This window comes from Oceaniglobus roseus (assembly GCF_002869745.1).
In the GTDB taxonomy this organism is placed as follows: Bacteria; Pseudomonadota; Alphaproteobacteria; order Rhodobacterales; family Rhodobacteraceae; genus Oceaniglobus; species Oceaniglobus roseus.
In genome coordinates this window covers 23,111-42,947 of sequence record NZ_PNOS01000042.1, presented here as the reverse complement: position 1 = coordinate 42,947, position 19,837 = coordinate 23,111, and the positions used below count along the sequence as shown (strand labels likewise).

Annotated in this window: 20 protein-coding genes and 1 pseudogene; 7 read left to right on the top strand and 14 right to left on the bottom strand. The window is 69.3% G+C overall.

Annotation, left to right across the window (positions count from 1 at the left end):
- Positions 1 to 241 (bottom strand): annotated as a pseudogene (locus tag A7B20_RS21500) (hypothetical protein); the annotation flags it as partial.
- 218 nt (positions 242 to 459) lie between these two features.
- Between A7B20_RS21500 and A7B20_RS17890 the strand changes: the two are divergent.
- Both A7B20_RS17890 and trpD read left to right on the top strand, forming a co-directional pair.
- Positions 460 to 1,041, top strand: coding sequence for an anthranilate synthase component II (locus tag A7B20_RS17890; protein ID WP_102109951.1), 582 nt, complete (start codon positions 460 to 462; stop codon positions 1,039 to 1,041).
- The gene (gene trpD / locus A7B20_RS17885; RefSeq protein WP_102109950.1) at positions 1,038 to 2,054 is read left to right on the top strand and encodes an anthranilate phosphoribosyltransferase; all 1,017 of its coding nucleotides are present in this window, start codon (positions 1,038 to 1,040) and stop codon (positions 2,052 to 2,054) included. The genes A7B20_RS17890 and trpD overlap by 4 nt, the downstream gene beginning before the upstream one ends.
- Before the next feature lie 316 nt (positions 2,055 to 2,370).
- Here the strand turns inward: trpD and A7B20_RS17880 are convergent, their stop codons facing one another.
- From A7B20_RS17880 to A7B20_RS17840, 9 genes are all read right to left on the bottom strand, one after another.
- On the bottom strand, positions 2,371 to 4,011 hold the full coding sequence (locus A7B20_RS17880; protein WP_102109949.1) for an FGGY-family carbohydrate kinase: 1,641 nt from the start codon (positions 4,009 to 4,011) through the stop codon (positions 2,371 to 2,373).
- The gene (locus tag A7B20_RS17875; protein ID WP_102109948.1) at positions 4,011 to 4,739 is read right to left on the bottom strand and encodes an SDR family oxidoreductase; all 729 of its coding nucleotides are present in this window, start codon (positions 4,737 to 4,739) and stop codon (positions 4,011 to 4,013) included. Before A7B20_RS17875 ends, A7B20_RS17880 begins: the two co-directional genes overlap by 1 nt.
- 11 nt (positions 4,740 to 4,750) lie before the next feature.
- On the bottom strand, positions 4,751 to 5,518 hold the full coding sequence (locus A7B20_RS17870) for an SDR family NAD(P)-dependent oxidoreductase (RefSeq protein ID WP_102109947.1): 768 nt from the start codon (positions 5,516 to 5,518) through the stop codon (positions 4,751 to 4,753).
- Positions 5,519 to 5,522: 4 nt separating this feature from the next.
- A complete protein-coding gene (locus A7B20_RS17865; RefSeq protein ID WP_102109946.1) occupies positions 5,523 to 6,083 on the bottom strand; it encodes an SIS domain-containing protein in 561 nt (186 codons plus the stop codon).
- The gene (locus tag A7B20_RS17860; RefSeq protein ID WP_102109945.1) at positions 6,083 to 7,126 is read right to left on the bottom strand and encodes an NAD(P)-dependent alcohol dehydrogenase; all 1,044 of its coding nucleotides are present in this window, start codon (positions 7,124 to 7,126) and stop codon (positions 6,083 to 6,085) included. Before A7B20_RS17860 ends, A7B20_RS17865 begins: the two co-directional genes overlap by 1 nt.
- A 12-nt stretch (positions 7,127 to 7,138) precedes the next feature.
- Positions 7,139 to 8,128 carry a sugar-binding transcriptional regulator gene (locus A7B20_RS17855; RefSeq protein WP_102109944.1) on the bottom strand — a complete coding sequence of 330 codons (990 nt, stop codon included), beginning with the start codon at positions 8,126 to 8,128 and terminating at the stop codon, positions 7,139 to 7,141.
- Between the two features lie 297 nt (positions 8,129 to 8,425).
- Complete coding sequence (locus A7B20_RS17850; protein ID WP_102109943.1) at positions 8,426 to 9,244, bottom strand: carbohydrate ABC transporter permease; 819 nt, start codon at positions 9,242 to 9,244, stop codon at positions 8,426 to 8,428.
- Positions 9,245 to 9,247: 3 nt separating this feature from the next.
- Complete coding sequence (locus A7B20_RS17845; RefSeq protein ID WP_102109942.1) at positions 9,248 to 10,114, bottom strand: carbohydrate ABC transporter permease; 867 nt, start codon at positions 10,112 to 10,114, stop codon at positions 9,248 to 9,250.
- Positions 10,115 to 10,191: 77 nt separating this feature from the next.
- The gene (locus tag A7B20_RS17840) at positions 10,192 to 11,535 is read right to left on the bottom strand and encodes an ABC transporter substrate-binding protein (RefSeq protein ID WP_102109941.1); all 1,344 of its coding nucleotides are present in this window, start codon (positions 11,533 to 11,535) and stop codon (positions 10,192 to 10,194) included.
- Between the two features lie 159 nt (positions 11,536 to 11,694).
- On the opposite strand from A7B20_RS17840, the gene A7B20_RS17835 reads away from it, so the two are divergent.
- Both A7B20_RS17835 and A7B20_RS17830 read left to right on the top strand, forming a co-directional pair.
- Positions 11,695 to 12,714 carry an ABC transporter ATP-binding protein gene (locus A7B20_RS17835; protein WP_102109940.1) on the top strand — a complete coding sequence of 340 codons (1,020 nt, stop codon included), beginning with the start codon at positions 11,695 to 11,697 and terminating at the stop codon, positions 12,712 to 12,714.
- A 9-nt stretch (positions 12,715 to 12,723) separates the two neighbouring features.
- Complete coding sequence (locus A7B20_RS17830) at positions 12,724 to 13,434, top strand: HAD family hydrolase (protein WP_102109939.1); 711 nt, start codon at positions 12,724 to 12,726, stop codon at positions 13,432 to 13,434.
- Here the strand turns inward: A7B20_RS17830 and A7B20_RS17825 are convergent.
- Positions 13,426 to 14,979 carry an NAD(P)H-hydrate dehydratase gene (locus A7B20_RS17825; protein ID WP_102109938.1) on the bottom strand — a complete coding sequence of 518 codons (1,554 nt, stop codon included), beginning with the start codon at positions 14,977 to 14,979 and terminating at the stop codon, positions 13,426 to 13,428. The genes A7B20_RS17830 and A7B20_RS17825 overlap by 9 nt on opposite strands.
- Positions 14,980 to 15,149: 170 nt before the next feature.
- On the opposite strand from A7B20_RS17825, the gene A7B20_RS17820 reads away from it, so the two are divergent.
- The 3 genes from A7B20_RS17820 to A7B20_RS17810 all read left to right on the top strand — a co-directional run bounded on the left by A7B20_RS17820 (position 15,150) and on the right by A7B20_RS17810 (position 18,002).
- Entirely contained in the window at positions 15,150 to 15,488 is a 339-nt protein-coding gene (locus A7B20_RS17820) for a P-II family nitrogen regulator (RefSeq protein WP_102109937.1), read from the top strand.
- Positions 15,489 to 15,572: 84 nt separating this feature from the next.
- On the top strand, positions 15,573 to 16,979 hold the full coding sequence (glnA, locus tag A7B20_RS17815; protein WP_102109936.1) for a type I glutamate--ammonia ligase: 1,407 nt from the start codon (positions 15,573 to 15,575) through the stop codon (positions 16,977 to 16,979).
- A 207-nt stretch (positions 16,980 to 17,186) separates the two neighbouring features.
- Positions 17,187 to 18,002, top strand: coding sequence for a hypothetical protein (locus tag A7B20_RS17810; RefSeq protein WP_172961053.1), 816 nt, complete (start codon positions 17,187 to 17,189; stop codon positions 18,000 to 18,002).
- Between the two features lie 6 nt (positions 18,003 to 18,008).
- Here the strand turns inward: A7B20_RS17810 and A7B20_RS17805 are convergent, their stop codons facing one another.
- The 3 genes from A7B20_RS17805 to A7B20_RS17795 form a co-directional block, all read right to left on the bottom strand.
- On the bottom strand, positions 18,009 to 18,809 hold the full coding sequence (locus tag A7B20_RS17805) for a heme-dependent oxidative N-demethylase family protein (RefSeq protein WP_102109934.1): 801 nt from the start codon (positions 18,807 to 18,809) through the stop codon (positions 18,009 to 18,011).
- A 12-nt stretch (positions 18,810 to 18,821) separates the two neighbouring features.
- Positions 18,822 to 19,319: a pantetheine-phosphate adenylyltransferase gene (gene coaD / locus A7B20_RS17800; RefSeq protein ID WP_102109933.1), complete on the bottom strand. Its 498-nt coding sequence runs from the start codon at positions 19,317 to 19,319 to the stop codon at positions 18,822 to 18,824.
- A gap of 75 nt (positions 19,320 to 19,394) precedes the next feature.
- Positions 19,395 to 19,829, bottom strand: a complete 435-nt coding sequence (locus tag A7B20_RS17795; protein WP_102109932.1) for a CBS domain-containing protein — start codon at positions 19,827 to 19,829, stop codon at positions 19,395 to 19,397.
- Positions 19,830 to 19,837 lie beyond the last annotated feature (8 nt).

Genomic DNA, 19,837 nt, shown 5'->3' with positions numbered 1-19,837 from the left:
GCGCCCCGGCGTCGGGTGTCTCCGGATCGGTGACGGTTCCGGTTCCGGCATCGGACGTCGTATCCACCGCCGGTCCTTCCGTGCGCGCCGCCGGAGGGGACTCCGCGTCCGGCGCCGGTTCCGGCGCGGTTTCGGGCACCACGGCTGGCGGCGGCGCCACGGCATAGCGGCGGGCCTGCTGCGAGGCAAAGGCGAGGAAGACGCAGCACAGCACAAGCCCCCAGAACAGACCGCCGATCACACCCGAAACCTTGCCGCCTGTCACGATGCCATCTCTCCGTCTCCTGCCTGTTGCCCTGCCGTCCGCCGCCGCTGTCACGGTCCTGCCCGAGGGCGCTTGACCCCCGGCCGCCAGTCCGGCCATGTATAGCCCGGCTGACGGCCGGGTTCACCCCTTAACCGCGCCGTGCCGACGCCACGGCGCCCCGCCGCCACCGACCCAGCCGAAGGACGCCCAACGTGCTGCTTCTCATAGATAACTACGACAGCTTCACCTACAATCTCGTTCATTATCTGGGCGAACTCGGCGCCGACGTGCGGGTGCACCGCAACGACGCGATGGACGTGCGGCAGGCGATGGCGCTGAACCCGTCGGCCATCGTCCTGTCGCCCGGCCCCTGCGATCCCGACCGCGCGGGGATCTGCCTGGCGCTGACCGCCGCCGCGGCCGAGACGGGGACGCCGCTTCTGGGCGTCTGCCTTGGCCACCAGACCATCGGGCAGGCCTTCGGCGGCAAGGTGGTGCGCTGCCACGAGATCGTGCACGGCAAGGCCGGGCGGATCCTGCACGAGGGCAAGGGCGTGTTCGCCGGTCTGCCCTCGCCGCTGTCGGCGACGCGCTATCACTCGCTGGTGGTCGAGCGGGAGAGCCTGCCCGACGCGCTGGAGGTCACGGCGGCGCTGGAGGACGGCACCATCATGGGGCTGCGCCACCGGAACCTGCCGATCGAGGGGGTGCAGTTCCACCCCGAATCCATCCGCTCGGAACACGGGCACAGGATGCTGAAGACCTTCCTCGAGAGCGCGAAGGTTCCGGCATGACCCAGGATCTGAAGCCTCTCATCGCCGCCGCCGTGTCCCGCCCGCTGACCCGCCCCGAGGCCGAGACCGCCTTCCGCCTGCTGTTCGAGGGCGAGGCGACGCCCTCGCAGATCGGCGGCTTCCTGATGACGCTTCGGACGCGGGGCGAGTCGGTGGACGAATACGCCGCCGCCGCCGCGGTGATGCGCGCGAAGTGCCGCAAGGTGAAGGCGCCCGAGGGGGCGATCGACATCGTCGGCACCGGCGGCGACGGCAAGGGGACGCTGAACATCTCGACCGCGACGGCCTTCGTGGTGGCCGGGGCGGGGGTGGTGGTGGCCAAGCACGGCAACCGCAACCTCAGCTCGAAATCCGGGGCGGCGGATGCGCTGACCCAGATGGGCATCCAGGTGATGGTCGGCCCGGAGGTGGTGGAGCGGGCGCTGGCCGAGGCGGGGATCGGCTTCATGATGGCGCCGATGCACCATCCGGCGACGGCCCACGTGATGCCCGCGCGCAGCGAGCTCGGGACGCGGACGATCTTCAACATCCTCGGCCCGCTCACCAATCCGGCCGGGGTGAAGCGGCAGCTGACGGGCGCGTTCTCCGCCGAGGTGATCCGGCCCATGGCCGAGACGCTGGCCGCGCTCGGGTCCGAGGTGGCCTGGCTGGTGCATGGCGGCGACGGGACCGACGAGATCTCCATCGCCGCGCCGACGCGGGTGGCGAAGCTGGAGGGCGGCGTCGTCAGCGAGACCGAGATCGCGCCGGAGGACGCCGGGCTTCCGATGCACCCCTTCGAGGCGATCCTGGGCGGCACCCCCGAGGAGAACGGGAAGGCGTTCCGGGCGCTGCTGGACGGTGCGGACTCGGCCTATCGCGACGCGGTGCTGTTCAACGCTGCCGCGGCGCTTGTGGTGGCGGGGCGCGCGTCTTCTCTTCCCGAGGGGGTCGAGATGGCGCGGACGAGCATCGATTCGGGCGCGGCGAAGGGGAAGGTCGAGGCGCTGGCGAAGGTGACGAGCGCGGCTTAGGGCGGCGGCGCGCGGCCGGAGTTCGGGGAACTCCGGGGCACACCCGCGGAAGGGGGAGTGCCGAGCGGCGCCGGGGGAGCGGAGTTCGGGGAACTCCGCGCGCTTTGCGGAGATCTCCCGCCCGGGGGAATCCCGGGCAGCCCCCGCCCGCGGTCGGAGGCTGCTCTTCGTGCGGAGCGGTGGCCGGGAATGGCCGGCAGTGTGCCTGTCGGCCTTCGCGGGACGATGGCCGGTTCTGCTCCGGGTCCCGTAACCCCGATGAAGACCGGGTGGCGCCGGTAGCCGCGCGGCGTGGAAAGCCGGTCGGTATCGGAGTCTAGGGTTGCCCGGCGCCGATCTCCGCGAGCCGCGCCCTGAGCGCACGCTCGGCCTCCTGCATCGCGATGTAGGCCGCGAACCGCGCCGCGTGACGCTCGGCCACCGCGCCGCCCGCGGGATCGTGCCGTTTCCCGATGTGGGACATCGCGCCCATGCAGTCGCGTACCGAGTCGTATTGCCCCGCCGCCACCGCCCCGAGCATCGCGGCGCCGAGCAGCACCGGCTCGGGGCAGGTCGTCGACAGGACCGGCAGCCCCCCGGCGTCCGCCAGGAGCTGCTGGATCGCCGGGCTTTCTCCCGCGCCGCCGCTGATCACCACCGCCCCGGGCGCCACGCCCCGGTCGCGCTGCGCCGCGAGGATCTGGCGCAGCCCGTAGCCGACGCCCAGCACGCCCGCCACGTAGGTCGCGAGCAGGTCGTCGAAGCCGCGGGCCAGCGTCAGACCCGACACCGTGGCCGTCGCGTGGGGATCGGCGTGGGGCGCGCGGTTGCCGAGGAAGTCGGGCACCACAAGGCGGTTGCCCGCAAGTTCGGCCATGGCGCTGGCGCTGCCTGCGCGCCGTTCGGCCTCGTCCAGCAGCAGCGCCTGCACCGACTGTCCCGCCGCCTTCGCCCGCGCCGCCGCCTCGGCCCCTGCCGGGTGGGTGGCGATGAGATGCGCGATGGCCTCGCCCGCCGCCGACTGCCCGCCCTCGGAGAGCCAGAGCCCCGGCACCATGGCGGAGTAGTAGGGGCCCCAGACGCCGGGCACGAAATGGGCTTCGTCCGACGAGGCCATGGTGCAGGCGGAGGTGCCGAACACATAGGCCATGACCTGCTGCGGCCCCGCCCCGGGGTCGGCGCCCACGGTGCCGATGCCGCCCGCGTGGGCGTCGATCAGCCCCGCGCCGACGGCCGTGCCGGGGGACAGCCCGAGGTCGGCGGCGGCTTCTTCGCTCAGCCCACCGGCGAGAGGGGCGGCGGGCGGCAGGATCTCCTGCCCGATCCGGGCAAAGCCCTCGTCCGCCAGCTCGCCCAGCCCGACGGCGTGGAAATAGCTGTCGTCCCACCGTTCCTCGTGGGCGAGGTAGGTCCACTTGCAGGTCACCGTGCAGGCGGAACGGGCCAGCGATCCCGTCGCCTTCCAGGTCAGGAAGTCGGGCAGGTCGAGGAACTGGCCCGCCGCCGCGAAGGTCTCGGGCATCCGGTCCTTCAGCCACAGGAGTTTCGGCGTCTGCATCTCGGGCGAGATCCGCCCGCCGACGTAGTCGAGCACCCGGTGGCCGGTGGCGTTGATGCGTTCCGCCTGTTCGGTCGCGCGGTGGTCCATCCAGACGATGACGTTGCGCTCGGCCTCGCCCGAGGCGGAGACCGTCAGCGGCTGCATGTCGCGGTCCAGCACGACGAGCGAGCAGGCGGCGTCGAAGCCGACCCCGGCCACCTGCTCCGGCACGACCTGCGCCTCGGCCACGACCGCGCGGATGCAGGTGGCGACGGCGGACCAGATGTCGTCCGAGGACTGTTCGGCGATGCCGCCGTCCTCGCGCCAGGTGCGGATGTCGTGCTTGTGGCTGGCGAGCAGCGTGCCTGCGGCGTCGAAGATCCCCGCCCGGGCGCTGCCGGTGCCGACGTCGGCGCCGATGAAATACGGTCCCGCCATCACAGGTCCACCGCGTTCGGCAGCAGGACGAGGTCGCGGATCGTCACGTTGCGCGGCCGCGTCAGCATGAACACCACGCAGTCGGCCACCTCCTTCGGCTGCATCAGGCTGCCTTCCTCCAGCGCCTGGTCGAGCTTCGCCTTCGGCCAGTCGTCGAGCAGCGCCGTCACCACGGGGCCCGGCAAGATCGCCCCGACCCGCACCCCGTGGCGCGCCATCTGGCGGCGGACGGTGTGGGTGAAGGCCTGCACGGCGTGTTTCGAGGCGGTATAGATCGGCTCCCACACCACGGGGATGACGCCCGCGACCGAGCTGGTCAGGATCACGTCGCCGGTCTTGCGCTCCGCCATATGCGGCAGCACCGCGTGGATCGAGCGGAAGGCGGCGTTGATGTTGAGGTTCAGCATCCGGTCCCACTGGTCCGGATCGCCCTCCAGGATGTCTCCGCCGACATAGGCGCCTGCGTTGGCGTGGAAGATGTCGAGCTGCCCCGCCTCCTTCAGGATCTGCGGCAGCATCCGGGCGACGCTGTCGCGGTCCATCAGGTCGGTCTCTACGGCGAAGGCGCCGTCGCCCAGGTCGGCGCAGGCCTTCTCCAGCGCCTCGGCGTTGCGGTCCACCAGCGCCACCTGCGCCCCGGCCGCAAGGCACTGGCGCGCGCACTCCAGCCCGATTCCCGAGGCCGCGCCGGTGATGGCGGCGACCTTTCCCTGCAGTCCGTCGGTCATCGAAATCCTCCCTAGATGCTGGAATAGCCGCCTTCGATCATCACGATCTCGCCGTTGACGAGGTCCGATGCTGGCGAGGCGAGATAGAGGGCGAGGTCCGCGATCTCGACCGGCTCCCCGAACCGGCCGAGCGGGGTGCGCGCGATGAACGGATCCTTCTTCTCGGGCGCCGACCAGAGCTGTTTGCCCATCTCGGTCAGCACCACGGTCGGGCAGATCGCGTTCACCTGCACATTGTGTGGCGCGGCCTCGGTCATCAGCGACTTGGTCAGCGCGTTGAGCCCGCCCTTCGACGTGGCATAGGCCGCATGGTCGGCCAGCGCGATCACCCCGGTCTGGGACGAGATGTTGACGATCTTGCCGCGCCGACGCGCCATCATCGCGGGCAGCAGGGCCTTCGAAAGGAGGAACGGCGCGGTGAGGTTCACGGCCAGCGTGCGGTTCCAGTCCTCCAGGCTGTATTCCGTCGCGGGGCCGGTGAGGGCGATGCCCGCCGAGTTCACGAGGATGTCGATTGCGCCGCCCGCCAGCGCATCCTCCGCGACCCGCACCGTTTCCTCCGCCGAGGCGAGGTCGCCTGTCACGGCGTCGAAGCGGCGGCCCGTCGCGCGGACGGTTTCGGCCAGGGTTGCCAGCCGGTCGCTGTCCCGCCCGTGCGCGACGATGTCGGCGCCTGCATCGGCGAAGACCTCGGCGATCGCCCAACCGATGCCGGAAGAGGCGCCGGTGATCAGCGCCCGGCGGCCTGTCAGAGAGAAGCGGTCCTGCCAGCGGCGCATCGGGTCACTCCAGGTTCGTGTGGCGGGCGCGCATGGCCTCGGGCGTGACGCCGATGCGGTCGCGCAGTTCGAGGATGACAAGCTCGAAGAACAGAAACATCAGCGCCTCGTAGAGCGAGCCCATGGGCAGGACCGACGGCGCCGCGCCCCGGTCGTTGGCCATGGTCTGCGCGGGGAGGTGCACCGCCATGTCCGCGCCCCGCGGTACCGCGCCCGAGGGCGTGGCGGTGAAGCAGACGACCTTCGCGCCGGCCTCCTTCGCCACCCCCGCCAGCGCCGCGACGGTGGAAAACTGCCCGGGCCCCGCGCTGACCAGCAGCACGCCGCCCCGCCCGAGGGCGGGGGCCGTCATGTCGCCGACCACATGCGCGTCGAGGCCGAGATGGAACAGCCGCATGGCCAGCGCGCGCATCATCAGCCCTTCGCGCCCGACGCCGTAACAGACGATGGGGCCCGCCCCCGCCAGCGTTTCGGATAGGGCGGGAATCTGCGCCAGCACCTCCGGCGCAAGGCCGGGTCGAAGCTCGTCCAGCACGCGGGTCGCGATATCGTCCGGAAGGGTCATCAGTCCTGTCCGAGCCGGATCTGGATCTTCACGTCTGTGGGCCGGGCCTCGACTGCCCGGTCGAAGGCGGCGATGCTGTCCTTGAACGCGAAGGTCTGAGAGACCAGCGGCTTCAGATCCACCTTGCCCGAGGCAATCAGGGCGATGGCGCGATCGTAGATGTTGGCGTAGCGGAACACCGTCTCCATCCGGATCTCCTTGGACTGCGCCAGCACCAGGTCGAAGGGCACCGGATCCACTGGCATGCCCACCCAGACGACGCAGCCGGCGGGCGCCACCGCCTCCAGCGCCGTCTGCACCGACTTGGCCGCGCCCGCGCATTCGAACACCACGTCGGCGCCCCAGCCACCCGTGGCCTCGCGCACCACCTCGGCCGGGTTCTCCCGCGTGACGTTGACCGGTTCGATCCCGTCGTACTGCGCGGCGACGCCCAGCTTCTCGTCCACGAGGTCGGCGATGAAGACCTTCGCGCAGCCCCCGGCGAGCGCCGCCAGCGCCACCATGATCCCGATGGGCCCGCAGCCGGTGACAAGGGCGATGTCCCCCGGCTTGATCTTCGCGCGCAGCGCCGCCTGCATGCCGATGGCGAAGGGTTCGGCCATGGCGCCTTCGGCAAAGCTGACGTTGTCGGGCAGGCGGTAGGTGAAGGCGGCGGGATGGACGACCGAGGGCGTGAGGCAGCCGTGGACCGGGGGCGTGGCCCAGAACCGCACCGCGGGGTCCACGTTGTAGACGCCGAGCTTGCTGGCCTTCGAGCGCATGTCGGGGATGCCCGGCTCCATGCACACCCGGTCGCCGACCTTCAGGTGCGTGACCTCGGGCCCGACCTCGGTGACGGTTCCCGCCGCCTCGTGGCCCAGCACCATCGGTTCCTTCACCACGAAGGGGCCGATCTTGCCGTGGGTATAGTAGTGCACGTCGCTGCCGCAGACGCCGACGGTGTCGATGGCGATGCGCACGTCGCCCGCGCCCAGCGTGTCGGGCAGGTCGATGTCGCGCAGGGCGAGCTTGTTCTTCTCTTCCAGGACGAGGGCTTCGGCCATGGTTCTTTCTCCTCAGGTGGTCTCGGCGATCCGCGCGTCCGCGGTCTCGAGCAGTTTCTGCGCCGTGTTCTCGTCCGTCACCAGCGTGTCGACGAAGCCGCGGCGGAGCGCGGCGAGGATCACGGGGACCTTGTGCAGGCCGCCGGCGGCGAGGATCACGTTGTCGATCCGCGCAAGGTCGTCGAGCGAGATGCCGATGACCCGCCGGTTCACCTCGTGGTCGATCAGCTCGCCCTCGGCGTTCAGGACATGGCCGATGATGTCGCCGACGCCGCCCCGGGCGCGCAGTTCGGCCGGGTCGATGTCGCGGGGCAGGGCGTCCTTCACGAGGAGCGAGCTGGTCAGGTCGCCGGTGGCCAGCGCCACCGCCTCGCATTCGCGAATCCGGGCGATCATCGAGGCGATGACGTCCTGCTCCATGATGATCCGGCGGCTCTCGGCGCTGCCCGCGAAGAGCGGCGCGGTGAAGAAGCTGTGCTCGGCATTGCAGATGTCGGCGAGGCGGGTCGTGATCTCGTAGCCGTTGACGTCCGAGCCGCGGGCGACTCCGCCCATGATCGACACGATTTCGAGGTCGGGCCGGTTCACCGGCTGCATGTAGCGGGTGGCGAGGTTCAGCGTGTTGCCCCAGGACATGCCGAAGGTCGTGATCCTCGTGTCGGCCAGCAGCTTGCCAAGATAGGCGCCGAGGCCCGCGCTGACCAGCGTCGTCACCGTCTCGGCGTCCTCGGGCGAGGGGACGACGCAGACGCCCTTCAGCCCGAAGCGGCGTTCGAGCTGCCATTCGAGATCGGCGGCGGCGCGGTAGATCGACTCGATGCTGATCCTCAGGATGCCACGGCGCTTCGCCTCGCTCAGCGCCTTGTTGACGCGCAGGCGGGTGATGCCGAAGCGCTCGGCCGCGTCGCTCTGGGTCAGCCCCTCGACCTCGCAGGCCCAGGCGAGGCGGACGAGAAGCTGCTCGTCCGGGTCGATCTGGCCGATCTTGATGTAGCGCGACATGGCTCCGGTCTCCTTGGGGCTATGGCCTTGGAGCGGAGATGTAATGCGGGAGGGCGGGGATGTCCCGCGGGGAGGGGGCGGCGGCGCGTGATAGGGCAGAACGGGTTACCCGTTTGCCGTTTGGCACACCGCCGCAGATGTCCCGCCCGGCGGCACGCCGGGCAGCCCCCGACCGCCCCCCCGGGCGGGGGCTTTTCCCCCGCCCGGCGGCCGGGGGCTGCCCTTTGCGCAGAGCGGAGACTTCGGAGACTGCGGCGATGCCCGGAGCGAAGGCGACGCCACTGGAGGCCACCCCCCTCACTTCACCGCCCCCATGGTCAGCCCGCGCACCAGCTGTTTCGAGGCGATCAGCGCGAAGATCAGCACCGGGATCACGATCAGCGTCGAGGTCGCCATGATCTTGCCATAGGGCAGGTCGTAGCCCTCCATGAACGACACCGCCATGGCCGGCGCGGTCTTGGCGTCCGAGCGGGTCAGGATCAGGCCGAACATCAGCTCGTTCCACGAGAAGATGAAGGAGAAGATCGCCGACACCGCCACGCCGGGCATCGCCAGCGGCAGGCAGATCTTGCGCATGATGGTGAACTGCGAGGCGCCTTCCAGCCGCGCCGCCTCGTCGAGGTCGTAGGGGATGCCGCGGAACTGGTCGGTGACGATCCAGATGACGATCGGCAGGTTGAAGGTCAGGTAGATCAGGATCAGCGTGATGTGCTTGTCGAGCAGGTCGAGGTTGCGCGCGATCAGGAAGAACGGCAGCGCCAGCACGATGGGCGACACCATGCGGTTGGTGATGAACCAGAACCACAGGTCCTTCTTGCCGCGGAACTCGAACCGGGCGAGCGCGAAGGCGGCAGGCACCCCCAGCAGCAGCGCCAGCAGCGTCGTGCAGACGGCGATGATCAGCGAGTTGACCAGCGTCCGCAGCACCCCGTCCTCGAACAGCGCCTCGCGGTAGTTATCGAGCGTCGGCTCGAAGATCCAGACCGGCGGCGCCTCGAGCGCCACGATCTGCGTCTTCAGCGAGGTCGTGACCATCCAGTAGAACGGGAAGACGCAGAGCAGGATCACCCCGGCCAGAAGCACGAGCTGCCAGAGGGTGGAGCGTTGGCGGCGCATGACTCAGACCTCCTTGTAGAAGACGCGGATGTAGATCCGGGCGAGGATGATGGTGATGATCAGCAGGATCACCGCCTGGGCCGAGGCCAGCCCCTGGTCGAAGCCGCGGAAGCCGACCCGCTGGATCATCAGCGAGATGAACTCGGTCGCCGCACCCGGGCCGCCCCGGGTCAGGGTGAAGACCATGTCGAACAGCTTCAGCGTGTCGGCGGTCCTCAGGATCAGCACCGCGGTCAGCCCCGGAAGCAGGAACGGCAGCTGGACGTGGCGCAGGATCGTCCACCAGCTGTTCGTCTCCAGCCGCGCGGCCTCTTCCACCTCGCCCGGCACCATGGTCAGGCCGGCGAGCAGGACGAGGGCGACGAAGGGCGTCCACTGCCAGACGTCCCAGAAGATGATCATGGCGAAGGCGTTGGTCGGATCGCCGATCCAGTTGATGTTGGCGCCCCCCAGAAGCTGGTTCACCACCCCGAACTTCTGGTTGAACATCACCTGGCCCAGGAGGCCGACCACGGCATAGGTCGTCGCCATCGGCAGCACCAGCGACAGCCGCGCCAGCGTCTTGACCAGCGTCAGCCCCGGCTGGTGCAGGAGCAGCGCGATCCCGAGGCCGAGCGCGATCTGCAGGGGCAGGGCGGTGGCGAGCAGGAAGAAGGTGCGCCCCATGGCCTGCCAGAACACGCCGTCGGTCAGCACCGTCCAGTAATTCTCGAGCCCGATGAACTCGACCCGGGCCAGCTTGGTCAGGTTGAAGAAGTGGAGTGAGGTCCAGACGGCATAGAGCAGCGGCGCGATGCCGACGATGGCGAGGCCGAAGACGGCCGGGCCGATGAAGCCGAGGGTCGTGCGCCGTGAAACCTGGCCGCGCATGCCGTGTCCTCCCATGACCGGAGCGAAGGGGCCGGGCGCCGCGACGGGCGCCCGGCCGGTTGTCGGGGGCGATGGCCTTACTGGACGAGCGGCTTCTTGCCGTCGTAGTAGCCGGCGGCGTCCAGCACTTCTTCCATGCGGGTGCCGATCTCCTTGGCGCCGTCCTCGGTCGAGACTTCGCCGAGCATCATCTTCGTGCCCCACTCCTGCACGATCTCGGTGATCTCGGGCCATTCGGCGAAGCGCGGGCGGAACTCCGGCACGCCCTCCTGCCAGCTTTCCACCAGCGCCGGGATGAACTTCTTGCTCTTCGCGAGCTCCTCGTCGTTGTACACCGACTGCCGGGCCGAGACGCCGCCGCGCTCGACGTATTCCTTCGCGTTGGCCTTCGAGGTCGCCCACTGGATGAACAGCCAGGCGGCCGCCTTCTCGGCCTCGTCGGCCTGCTCGGCCACGGCAAGGGAGAAGCCGCCGAGCGCGGGCTTGCGGCCCGCGGGGCCCTTCGGCTCGGGCGCGATCTCGACGCAGTCGGCCACCGCCGAGGTGTCGGGCGACACGACTGAGGAGTAGAAGGCCGACCACTCGGTGATCATCGCCACGTCGCCCTGGGCGAAGGCGTTGACGGTCTCGGCGTGGTCATAGGCGACGATGCCGTCGGGCATGTACTGCATCAGGTCCTGACGGAACTTCAGACCGGCCTGCGAGCCCTCGGACATCAGGTTCGACTTGAAGTTGTCGTCCAGGAACGAGCCGCCGAAGGGCCAGATCACCCGGGCGAAGCTGTCGGCCGACTGGGTCTCGTTGCGCTTGGACTGAAGCGCGAAGGCGTACTTGCCGTCCTTCGTCAGGGCCGGGCCATAGGTGTCCTTCAGCTCTTCCCAAGTCTCGGGCGGCCCGTCGAAGCCCGCGTCCTTCAGCATGCAGGCGTTGTAGAACATCAGCCCCGAGTAGTTGTCGAAGGGCAGGCCGTAGACGGTGCCGTCCCAGGTGCCGAAGGCGTCCAGCGTCAGCGGGAAGAAGTCGGCCATGTCGAGATCGGGGTCGATGATGTCGGGATACTGCTCCCTGATCTTGTCGACCGGGACGATCCAGCCGTTCTCGGCGAAGCTGCCGATCCAGACGAGGTCGATCAGCGCGATGTCCAGGTCGCCCCCGGCCACGAAGTCGCGCACCTGCTCGCCGAGCGCGTTCTCGTAGGGGTGCTTGATGATGTTGATCTTGATGCCGGTTTCCTTCTCGAACTCCGGCAGCATGGCCTCTATGGCCTCGTAGCCGGGGCGCAGCAGGAACACGACGTCGACGGTCGTTCCCTTGTAGGGTTCGGCGGCCTTGGCGAGGCTCCAGCCGTCGCTTTGCGCATGGGCGCCGGTGGCCAGTGCGGTCGCGATGGCGGCCGAACAGAGCAGCTTCTTCAGTGTCATTGGTGTCCTCCCTGACAAATGCAGACTGTGCAAACATTCATTTGTACTGGTGGAGATACAAAAGTATTGATCTCGGGCCGATGTCAATACAAAAGTAACGCAACGGCAACATCTGGTCGCCCGCCCCGCGGCGCGACGGAAGCGGAGGAGGGCGCGGCCATGGCCGGGATCGAGATCAAGGGGATCAACAAGTCCTACGGGGGAATGCAGGCGCTGTTCGATGTCAGCCTCGACATCGCCGAGGGCGAGTTCGTGGTCTTCGTCGGCCCCTCAGGCTGCGGCAAGTCCACGCTGCTGAGGACGCTGGCGGGGCTGGAGGGCATCGATTCGGGCCGCGTCACCATCGACGGCAACGACGTGACCTTCGCCGAGCCCTCCGCCCGCGACATCGCGATGGTGTTCCAGTCCTACGCGCTCTACCCGCACATGACGGTGCGCGAGAATATGGATTTCGGGATGAAGGTCAACAGGTTCGACCCGAAGCTCCGGGAAGAGCGGATCGCCGAGGCGGCGCGGGTGCTGCAACTTGAGGACTATCTCGACAGGAAGCCCGGCCAGCTTTCGGGCGGCCAGCGCCAGCGGGTCGCGATCGGGCGGGCGATCGTGAAGAACCCCAAGGTGTTCCTGTTCGACGAGCCGCTGTCGAACCTCGACGCCAAGCTCCGGGTGCAGATGCGGGTGGAACTGGAGAGCCTGCACAAGCAGCTGAAGGCGACGATGATCTACGTCACCCACGACCAGGTCGAGGCGATGACCATGGCCGACAAGATCGTGGTGCTGAACCGCGGCCGGGTCGAGCAGGTGGGCTCGCCCATGGAGCTGTACCACCGGCCCGTCTCGCGATTCGTGGCCGAGTTCATCGGCTCGCCCGCGATGAACGTCTTCGACAAGGCGGGGGTGCGCGGCCTGGACCTGAAGGGCGAGACGGCTTTCATCGGCTGCCGTCCCGAGCATTTCGCGCCGGTGGCGAAGGGGCAGGGCAACCTCGACGCCACGGTGACGGTGAAGGAGCGGCTGGGTGGCGAGACGCTGCTCTACACCGCGCGGGAGGGCGGCGCCGGAGAGCTGGTGGTGCGCGTGAACGGCGACGACGAGACGCCGGTCGGGTCCGAGATCGGCCTCGCGATCCCCGAGGCGCGGCTGCACCAGTTCGATTCGGCCGGCCACGCGCTGCGCTAGGGGGCGGTCATGGCCCAGGATGAACCCGCCGCGGCCCCGCCTGGAGGCAGCGATCCCTTCGGCGCCCCGTCGCTCGTCATCTTCGATTTCGACGGGGTGGTGGCGGACAGCGAGATCATCTCGCTCACCTCCCTGCGCGACGTGCTGGAAAAGTTTGGCATCGCGGGCAGCGAGGAGGACGTGCGCCACCGCTACCTCGGCGCCTCGCTTGCCACCATCGCCGCCGATGTCGCCGCGCGCTCGCCCCATGGCCCGGCCGAGGGGTTCGAGGCCGCCTGGCATTCCGTCCTCTACGACCGCTTCCGCGCCGAGCTGGCGCCGGTGCAGGGCCTGCCGGCGCTGCTCGACCGGCTGGACGCGCGCGGGCTGCCCTACTGCATCGCCTCCAGCGGCACCTTCGAGCGGATCAGCGTCGCGCTTGGCGCGATGGACCTGACCCACCGCTTTCCCCATGTCTTCAGCGCCGAGATGGTGGTGCGGGGCAAGCCGGCGCCGGACCTGTTCCTGTACGCCGCCGCGGCGATGGGCGTCGCGCCAAGGGACTGCCTCGTGATCGAGGATTCGCCCTTCGGCATCATGGCGGCGAAGGCGGCGGGCATCCGGTCGGTCGGCTTCACCGGCGGCGCGCATCTGGCCGGGATCCGCGCCGAACACGGGCGGAAGCTGGCCGAGACCGGGGCTAGCGCGGTGATCGACGCGCTCGACGCGCTGTCAGTCTGAGAGCCGCCGCAGCACTGCGGGCAGGCGCTCGGGCAGGTCCTCGGCGATCAGGCCGGGGCCGAAGTCCAGCGCGCATTCGACATGCAGCCACGCCGCATTTTCCGCCGCCTCCAGCGGCGGCAGTCCGCGCGCCAGGAGTCCCGCGATGAACCCGGCCAGCACGTCGCCCGCCCCCGCCGTGGCCAGCCAGGGCGCCTCGCGCCCGTAGGCGGCGGCATGCACCGCGGCGCTGCCGTCGGGCGCCGCGATCACCGTGTCCGGCCCCTTCAGCAGCACGCAGGCTCCCGCCCGCGCCGCCGCGGCGCGCGCCGCGTCGAGCCTGGAATAGGCCGGGCCGTGCACCTCCGGTTCGGCCAGCCGGTCGGCGATGTCGGGGAACAGGCGCGCGAACTCGCCGCCGTGGGGCGTCAGCACGCAGTCCCGGTGTAGCACGGCGAACAGCTCCGGGTCGCGCGCCACGAGGGTCAGCGCGTCGCCGTCCAGCACCGTGGGCCGCCGCGCCTTCAGCACGCACCCCACCAGCGCCGCCGCCCGCGGATCCAGCCCCAGCCCCGGCCCGGCGCAGAGCGCGTTGAGCCGGCTGTCCTCCAGCATGTCGGCCAGCGCATCGGCGTCCTTGACGCTTTTCAGCATGATCGCGGTCAGCTGCGCCGCGTTCTCGATCAGCGCCGCGGGAGGGCAGCCCACCGTCACCAGCCCCGCCCCGATCCGGAGCGCCCCGCGCGCCGCCATCCGCGCCGCGCCGCCGTGGCCGACGCCGCCCGACAGCACCAGGGCGTGGCCGTGGTCGAACTTGTGCTGCGGCCGCCCGAAGGGGTCGGCGCGGGTGCCGACCTGGCGGTGCGGGGGGCCGACCAGCCGTGCCACGCGGCCCCCCGGCCCCGACAGGCCGATGTCGCAGACCGCAACCTTCCCGCACAGATGAGGCCCCTCGGCCAGCACGTGACCCGCCTTCAGGCTGTGAAAGCTGACGGTCAGGTCGGCCCGGAGCGCGTCGCCTTCCAGCAGCCGCCCGCTGTCGCTGCAAAGCCCGGAAGGCACGTCGAGCGCGACGACGCGCGGCGACCCCGGTTGGTTTCGCAGGTCCCGCCCGGGCAGCATCGACCCGAAGCCGCTGTCGAAGGACAGGCCCCGGGTCAGCCCCGTACCGAACAGGGCATCGACGATCAGATCGCTGTTCCGGGGATCATGGGGCGTGTCCGGACCGGGCCAGGGCAGAACCTTTCCGAGCTGACACCAGCGGTCGTGGTTGGTCCGCGCATCGGGGGGCAACTTCGCCGGATCGCCGAACAGGTACAGCGTGATCTCCCAGCCCCGGTCGTGCAGCAGCCGCGCCACCACGAAGCCGTCGCCGCCGTTGTTGCCGGGGCCGCACAACACCGCGGCCCGGTGTCCGCCGGACGCCAGCGCGGGCCATTCCGCCAGCATCGCCTCGACCGCGCCGCGCCCCGCACGCTCCATCAGCTCCAGCCCGGTGACGCTGCCTCCGGTGATCGCGGCCTGTTCCAGGGCGCGCATCTCGGCCGAGGTCAGCAGCGCGCTCATGCCGCGTCGCGGCGGGTTTCAAAACCGCCCGTGAATTGATCCATGTGCTGCATTTTTAGGCGCTCCTTCGAGATTTCCCCCGCCGCCACGGCGCCCCGTCGGCCTGCCGAATTGTGACCGGCGGGCGGAAGTGGTCTGACCCGATGTAGCAAGCCCGGGGGAGTCGGCGAATGAAAAAAGTTGAAGCGATCATCAAGCCCTTCAAGCTCGACGAAGTGAAGGAAGCGCTTCAGGAGATCGGCGTCCAGGGTCTGAGCGTGCTCGAGGTCAAGGGCTTCGGCCGCCAGAAGGGTCATACCGAGCTCTATCGCGGGGCCGAATACGTCGTCGACTTCCTGCCGAAGGTGAAGATCGAGGTGGTTCTGGACGACGAGCAGGTGGATGCCGCGATCTCGGCTATCGTCGCCGCCGCCAAGACCGACAAGATCGGCGACGGCAAGATCTTCGTGTCGACCGTCGAGCAGGCGATCCGAATTCGCACCGGTGAATCCGGCAGCGACGCCCTCTGACGCGCGGGCGGTTTCCGCCGCGTCCCGATCCGCGCCGCGGCCCGGCGCCTGATACCAACGAAACTTCAAGGGAAGAAAAGTCACATGAGCGCATCAGACATGCTGAAGACCATCAAGGATGACGACGTCGAATACGTCGACATCCGCTTCACCGACCCGCGCGGCAAGCTGCAGCACGTCACGGTGATGGCCGATCAGGTCGACGAGGACTTCATCGAGAGCGGCTTCATGTTCGACGGCTCGTCCATCGCGGGCTGGAAGACGATCGACAAGTCCGACATGAAGCTGATGCTGGACCCCGAGAGCGTCTACATCGACCCCTTCTATGCCGAAAAGACGATGGCCGTGCACTGCACCGTGTACGAGCCCGACACGATGGAGCGTTACGAGCGTGACCCCCGCGGCACCGCGCGCAACGCCGAGGAATACCTGAAGGCCAGCGGCGTCGGCGACACCGCCTACATGGGCCCCGAGGCCGAGTTCTTCATCTTCGACAACGTCCGCTACCAGGTGGGCATGAACAAGGTCTCCTACGAGGTCGACGCCATCGACGCCGCGTGGAACACCGACACCGAGTTCGAGATGGGCAACATGGGCCACCGGCCCGGCATCAAGGGCGGCTACTTCCCGGTGAACCCGGTGGACGACGCGCAGGACCTGCGCTCTGAAATGCTGTCGACGATGAAGCGGATCGGCATGAAGGTCGACAAGCACCACCACGAGGTGGCGTCCTGCCAGCACGAGCTGGGCCTGATCTTCAGCACCCTGACCAAGCAGGCCGACGAGCTTCAGAAGTACAAGTACATCATCCAGAACGTCGCCCACGCCTACGGCAAGTCGGCGACCTTCATGCCGAAGCCCATCGCGGGCGACAACGGCACGGGGATGCACGTCAACATGTCGATCTGGAAGGACGGCAAGCCGACCTTCGCGGGTGACAAGTACGCCGACCTCAGCGACAACGCGCTCTACTACATCGGCGGCATCCTGAAGCACGCGAAGGCGCTGAACGCCTTCACCAACCCCTCGACCAACTCCTACAAGCGCCTGATCCCGGGCTTCGAGGCCCCGGTGCTGCGCGCCTACTCGGCCTCGAACCGGTCGGGCTGCATCCGGATCCCGTGGGCCGAATCGCCGAAGGCCAAGCGCGTCGAGGCCCGCTTCCCCGATCCGTCCGCGAACCCCTACCTCGCCTTCTCGGCCCTGCTGATGGCGGGCATCGACGGGATCAAGAACAAGATCCACCCGGGCGAGGCGATGGACAAGGACCTCTACGACCTGCCCGCCGAAGAGCTGGCCGGCATCCCGACCGTCTGCGCCTCGCTGCGCGAGGCGATGGAAGAGCTGGAGAAGGACTGCGAGTTCCTGCTGGCGGGCGACGTCTTCACCATGGACCAGATCGAGGGCTACATGGACCTGAAGTGGGACGAGATCTATGCCTACGAGCATTGCCCGCACCCGATCGAGTTCAAGATGTACTACAGCTGCTGACACCTCCCTTGTGCGACAGCGGTGCGGGGGCGTCCTTCGGGGCGCCCCTTGCGCTTTTCCGCCTGTTGTCGGCGGATGATTGCCGAAACCGCCCTCCCGCCCCGCGAAAACCGTTCCGGATGCCGAAAAGGCGCGTTTCCCGCCTCATTCTTTTCTCTTTTGCTCGGCAATCTCAGGTTGAACAGATCCATGAACGTGGAGCAAGAGATGTCCAGAAGGTACGATGAGAGCCTGGCGGTCCTGCATTACGACGGCAAGGTTGCGTTCAACCTCGAGGCGATGGCCGCGCCGCTGACGAAGGCGTTGGAGCGGCGGGGGTTCGTGTTCGACGTCGTCGGCATGTCCGAGGATTGCGAGCTTCAGTACATCAGCGCCAAGCTGATCGTCACCGTCGCCTGCGATACCGACCGGCCGTCGCAGATCCAGATCAGCGCCGAAACGCCCCGCGACGGCTCCTGCGGGGACGGCGTTGCCGACCGGCGGTTCCGCGCGCTCACCGCGGCGACGCTCCAGATCTTCGGCCAGATCACGCCGCACCGGGTGCTGTGGCGGCACGAGGACAAGACCTATGCCGTGCCCTCGGCCCGTCCCGAGCCGGCGACGCTGGCCACTGTCGGCACCAGCCTGTCGGCTGCCCCGCGAGCCGCGGCGCCGGCCGGCAAGCTCGACACGCTCGATCCGGACTTCTTCGACAAGGCCCGTGCCGAGCTTCGCGCCCGACTGGACGCGACGGTCGAGGCGGTTCTGCCGGAAGCGTCCGAGCGCGAGCAGCACAATGTCTGCGAGACCGTCACGCTCTATGCGCTGAACACCACGGTGATGGTGCTGAGCCTGCCGATCGGCGCCGGGCTGATGACCTACAACCTGATCCGCGGCGGCACCATCGCGGGCACCTCCCGTGCCCTGGCGCTGACCGGGACGGCCTGCGGCCTGACGACCCTGACGGCGACGCAGGGCCTGGCCTCGGGGTCGGACCTCGGCGGGCTGCTGCCCGTGGCGCTGACCCTCGCGCACCTGTTCTGAGGCCGCTCAGGCGGTGCGCTTCGCCGCGCCGTCCGGCTCGGGGTCGAAGGCCGACCGCCACGCCGTCGGCAGATCCTCGACGGCCACCAGGTAGGTGTGGATGGTGAAGGCCACCGCGCCGCTGCGGGGCAGGCGCAGAAGGCACTGACGCTCGCTGCGCAGGTAGCGGCGGGTGCCCTCGCCGCGGGCCCGCCCTTCGCCCTCACTGCGCGGCAGGAACAGGGCGGGATCGGTGTAGACCAGCGCGTTGCTCCGCCAGAGCGGCCGCCCCGCCGCGATCCCGCGGAACAGACGGTCCACCCGCCGCGCGAGGTCGGCGTCGTAGGACGCGACGGGACGGTGCACGCCGGTCAGCGGGCGGCCCAGCTTCTGTGACAGGGTCCAGCTGGCCGGAAAGCACAGCGCGCCCGCGGCCAGGACATATTCGTCGGCGCCCGGCAGCATCAGGCAGATGTCGGCCTGGCCCATGCGCGCCAGCGCCGCCATGGGATCCGACGGGTCGAGCGCGACGGCCACGCCGTCGGGACGGTTCAGCACATCTGCGCGCCGCTCGTATCCCGGAAGGCGCGCGAGGGCCGACGCCGTTTCCTCCATGGCTTCCAGCGCCGCCTCCCGCGCCTCGGGCAGCAGCGCCAGCACCGCCTCGGGGCGTTCGGCCACCAGCCGGTCCCGCAGCGCCATCTGCGCTCCGAAGGCCTCGTCCACCCTCAGCCAGTCGGCCGGGTCCAGCGGCTGGACGCCGGGCAGGCGGCGCGGCCTCGGGTCGTGGGGCAGGGCGCGGTGCAGCCAGGGTGGCGCGGCATCCATCGGCGGCGCCGCTCAGACCCGGTCGAGCTTGCCGCTGAGCGCGTCGCGCACGGCCGGGCTGACGAAGCTCGACACGTCGCCGCCAAGGCGAGCGATCTCCTTCACCAGCTTGCTGGCGATAGCCTGGTGGCGCGCCTCGGCCATAAGGAACACCGTCTCGACCGAATCGTCGAGCACGCGGTTCATGCCTACCATCTGGTACTCGTACTCGAAATCGGCGACCGCCCGCAGTCCCCGCACGATCAGCGTGGCGCCCACGTCACGGGCGCAGTCGATCAGCAGGTTGTCGAATGGATGGGCGACCAGTTCGCAACCCGTCTTCTCGGTCAGCCCGCCGAACTCGGCCTCGACCATCGCCACCCGCTCGTCGAGCGAGAACATCGGCCCCTTGTCGTCGTTGATCGCCACGCCCACCACCAGCCGGTCCACCAGGCGGCAGGCCCGGCGGATGATGTCGAGATGGCCCAGGGTGATGGGGTCGAAGGTGCCGGGGTAAAGTCCGATGCGCATGGAGTCCTCGCTGCCGCAATGGGCGCACGCAACATTATTGCGCGCGGGAATGCAAGGCACTCCGCGCCCGGGGCGTCAGTAGCCCATCACCATGCCTTCCAGCGCATCGCGCTCCATCGCGAGTTCGGCCAGCCGCGCCTTCACCACGTCGCCGATCGAGATCAGGCCGACCATCGTCTCGCCCTGCATCACCGGCATGTGGCGGAACCGCCCCTCGGTCATCTTCATCAGCACCGAATGGGCCTCGTCCTCGGGGGCGCAGCCGACCAGCTTGTGGGTCATCAGCCGCTCCACCCGGTCGTCCATGCAGCCCGCGCCGCGCTTGCCGAGTTCGCGCACGATGTCGCGCTCGGACAGGATGCCGAGGGGCGTGGTCCCGTCGTCCGAGATGATCACCGCGCCGATCCGCTTCTCGGACAGCAGCCTGGCCGCGTCCGAAACCGAGGTGCCGGAGGGCAGGGTATAGACCTCGCCGCCGGACTTGCCGTTGAGAATCTGCTGCACCAGCATGGAGTGCT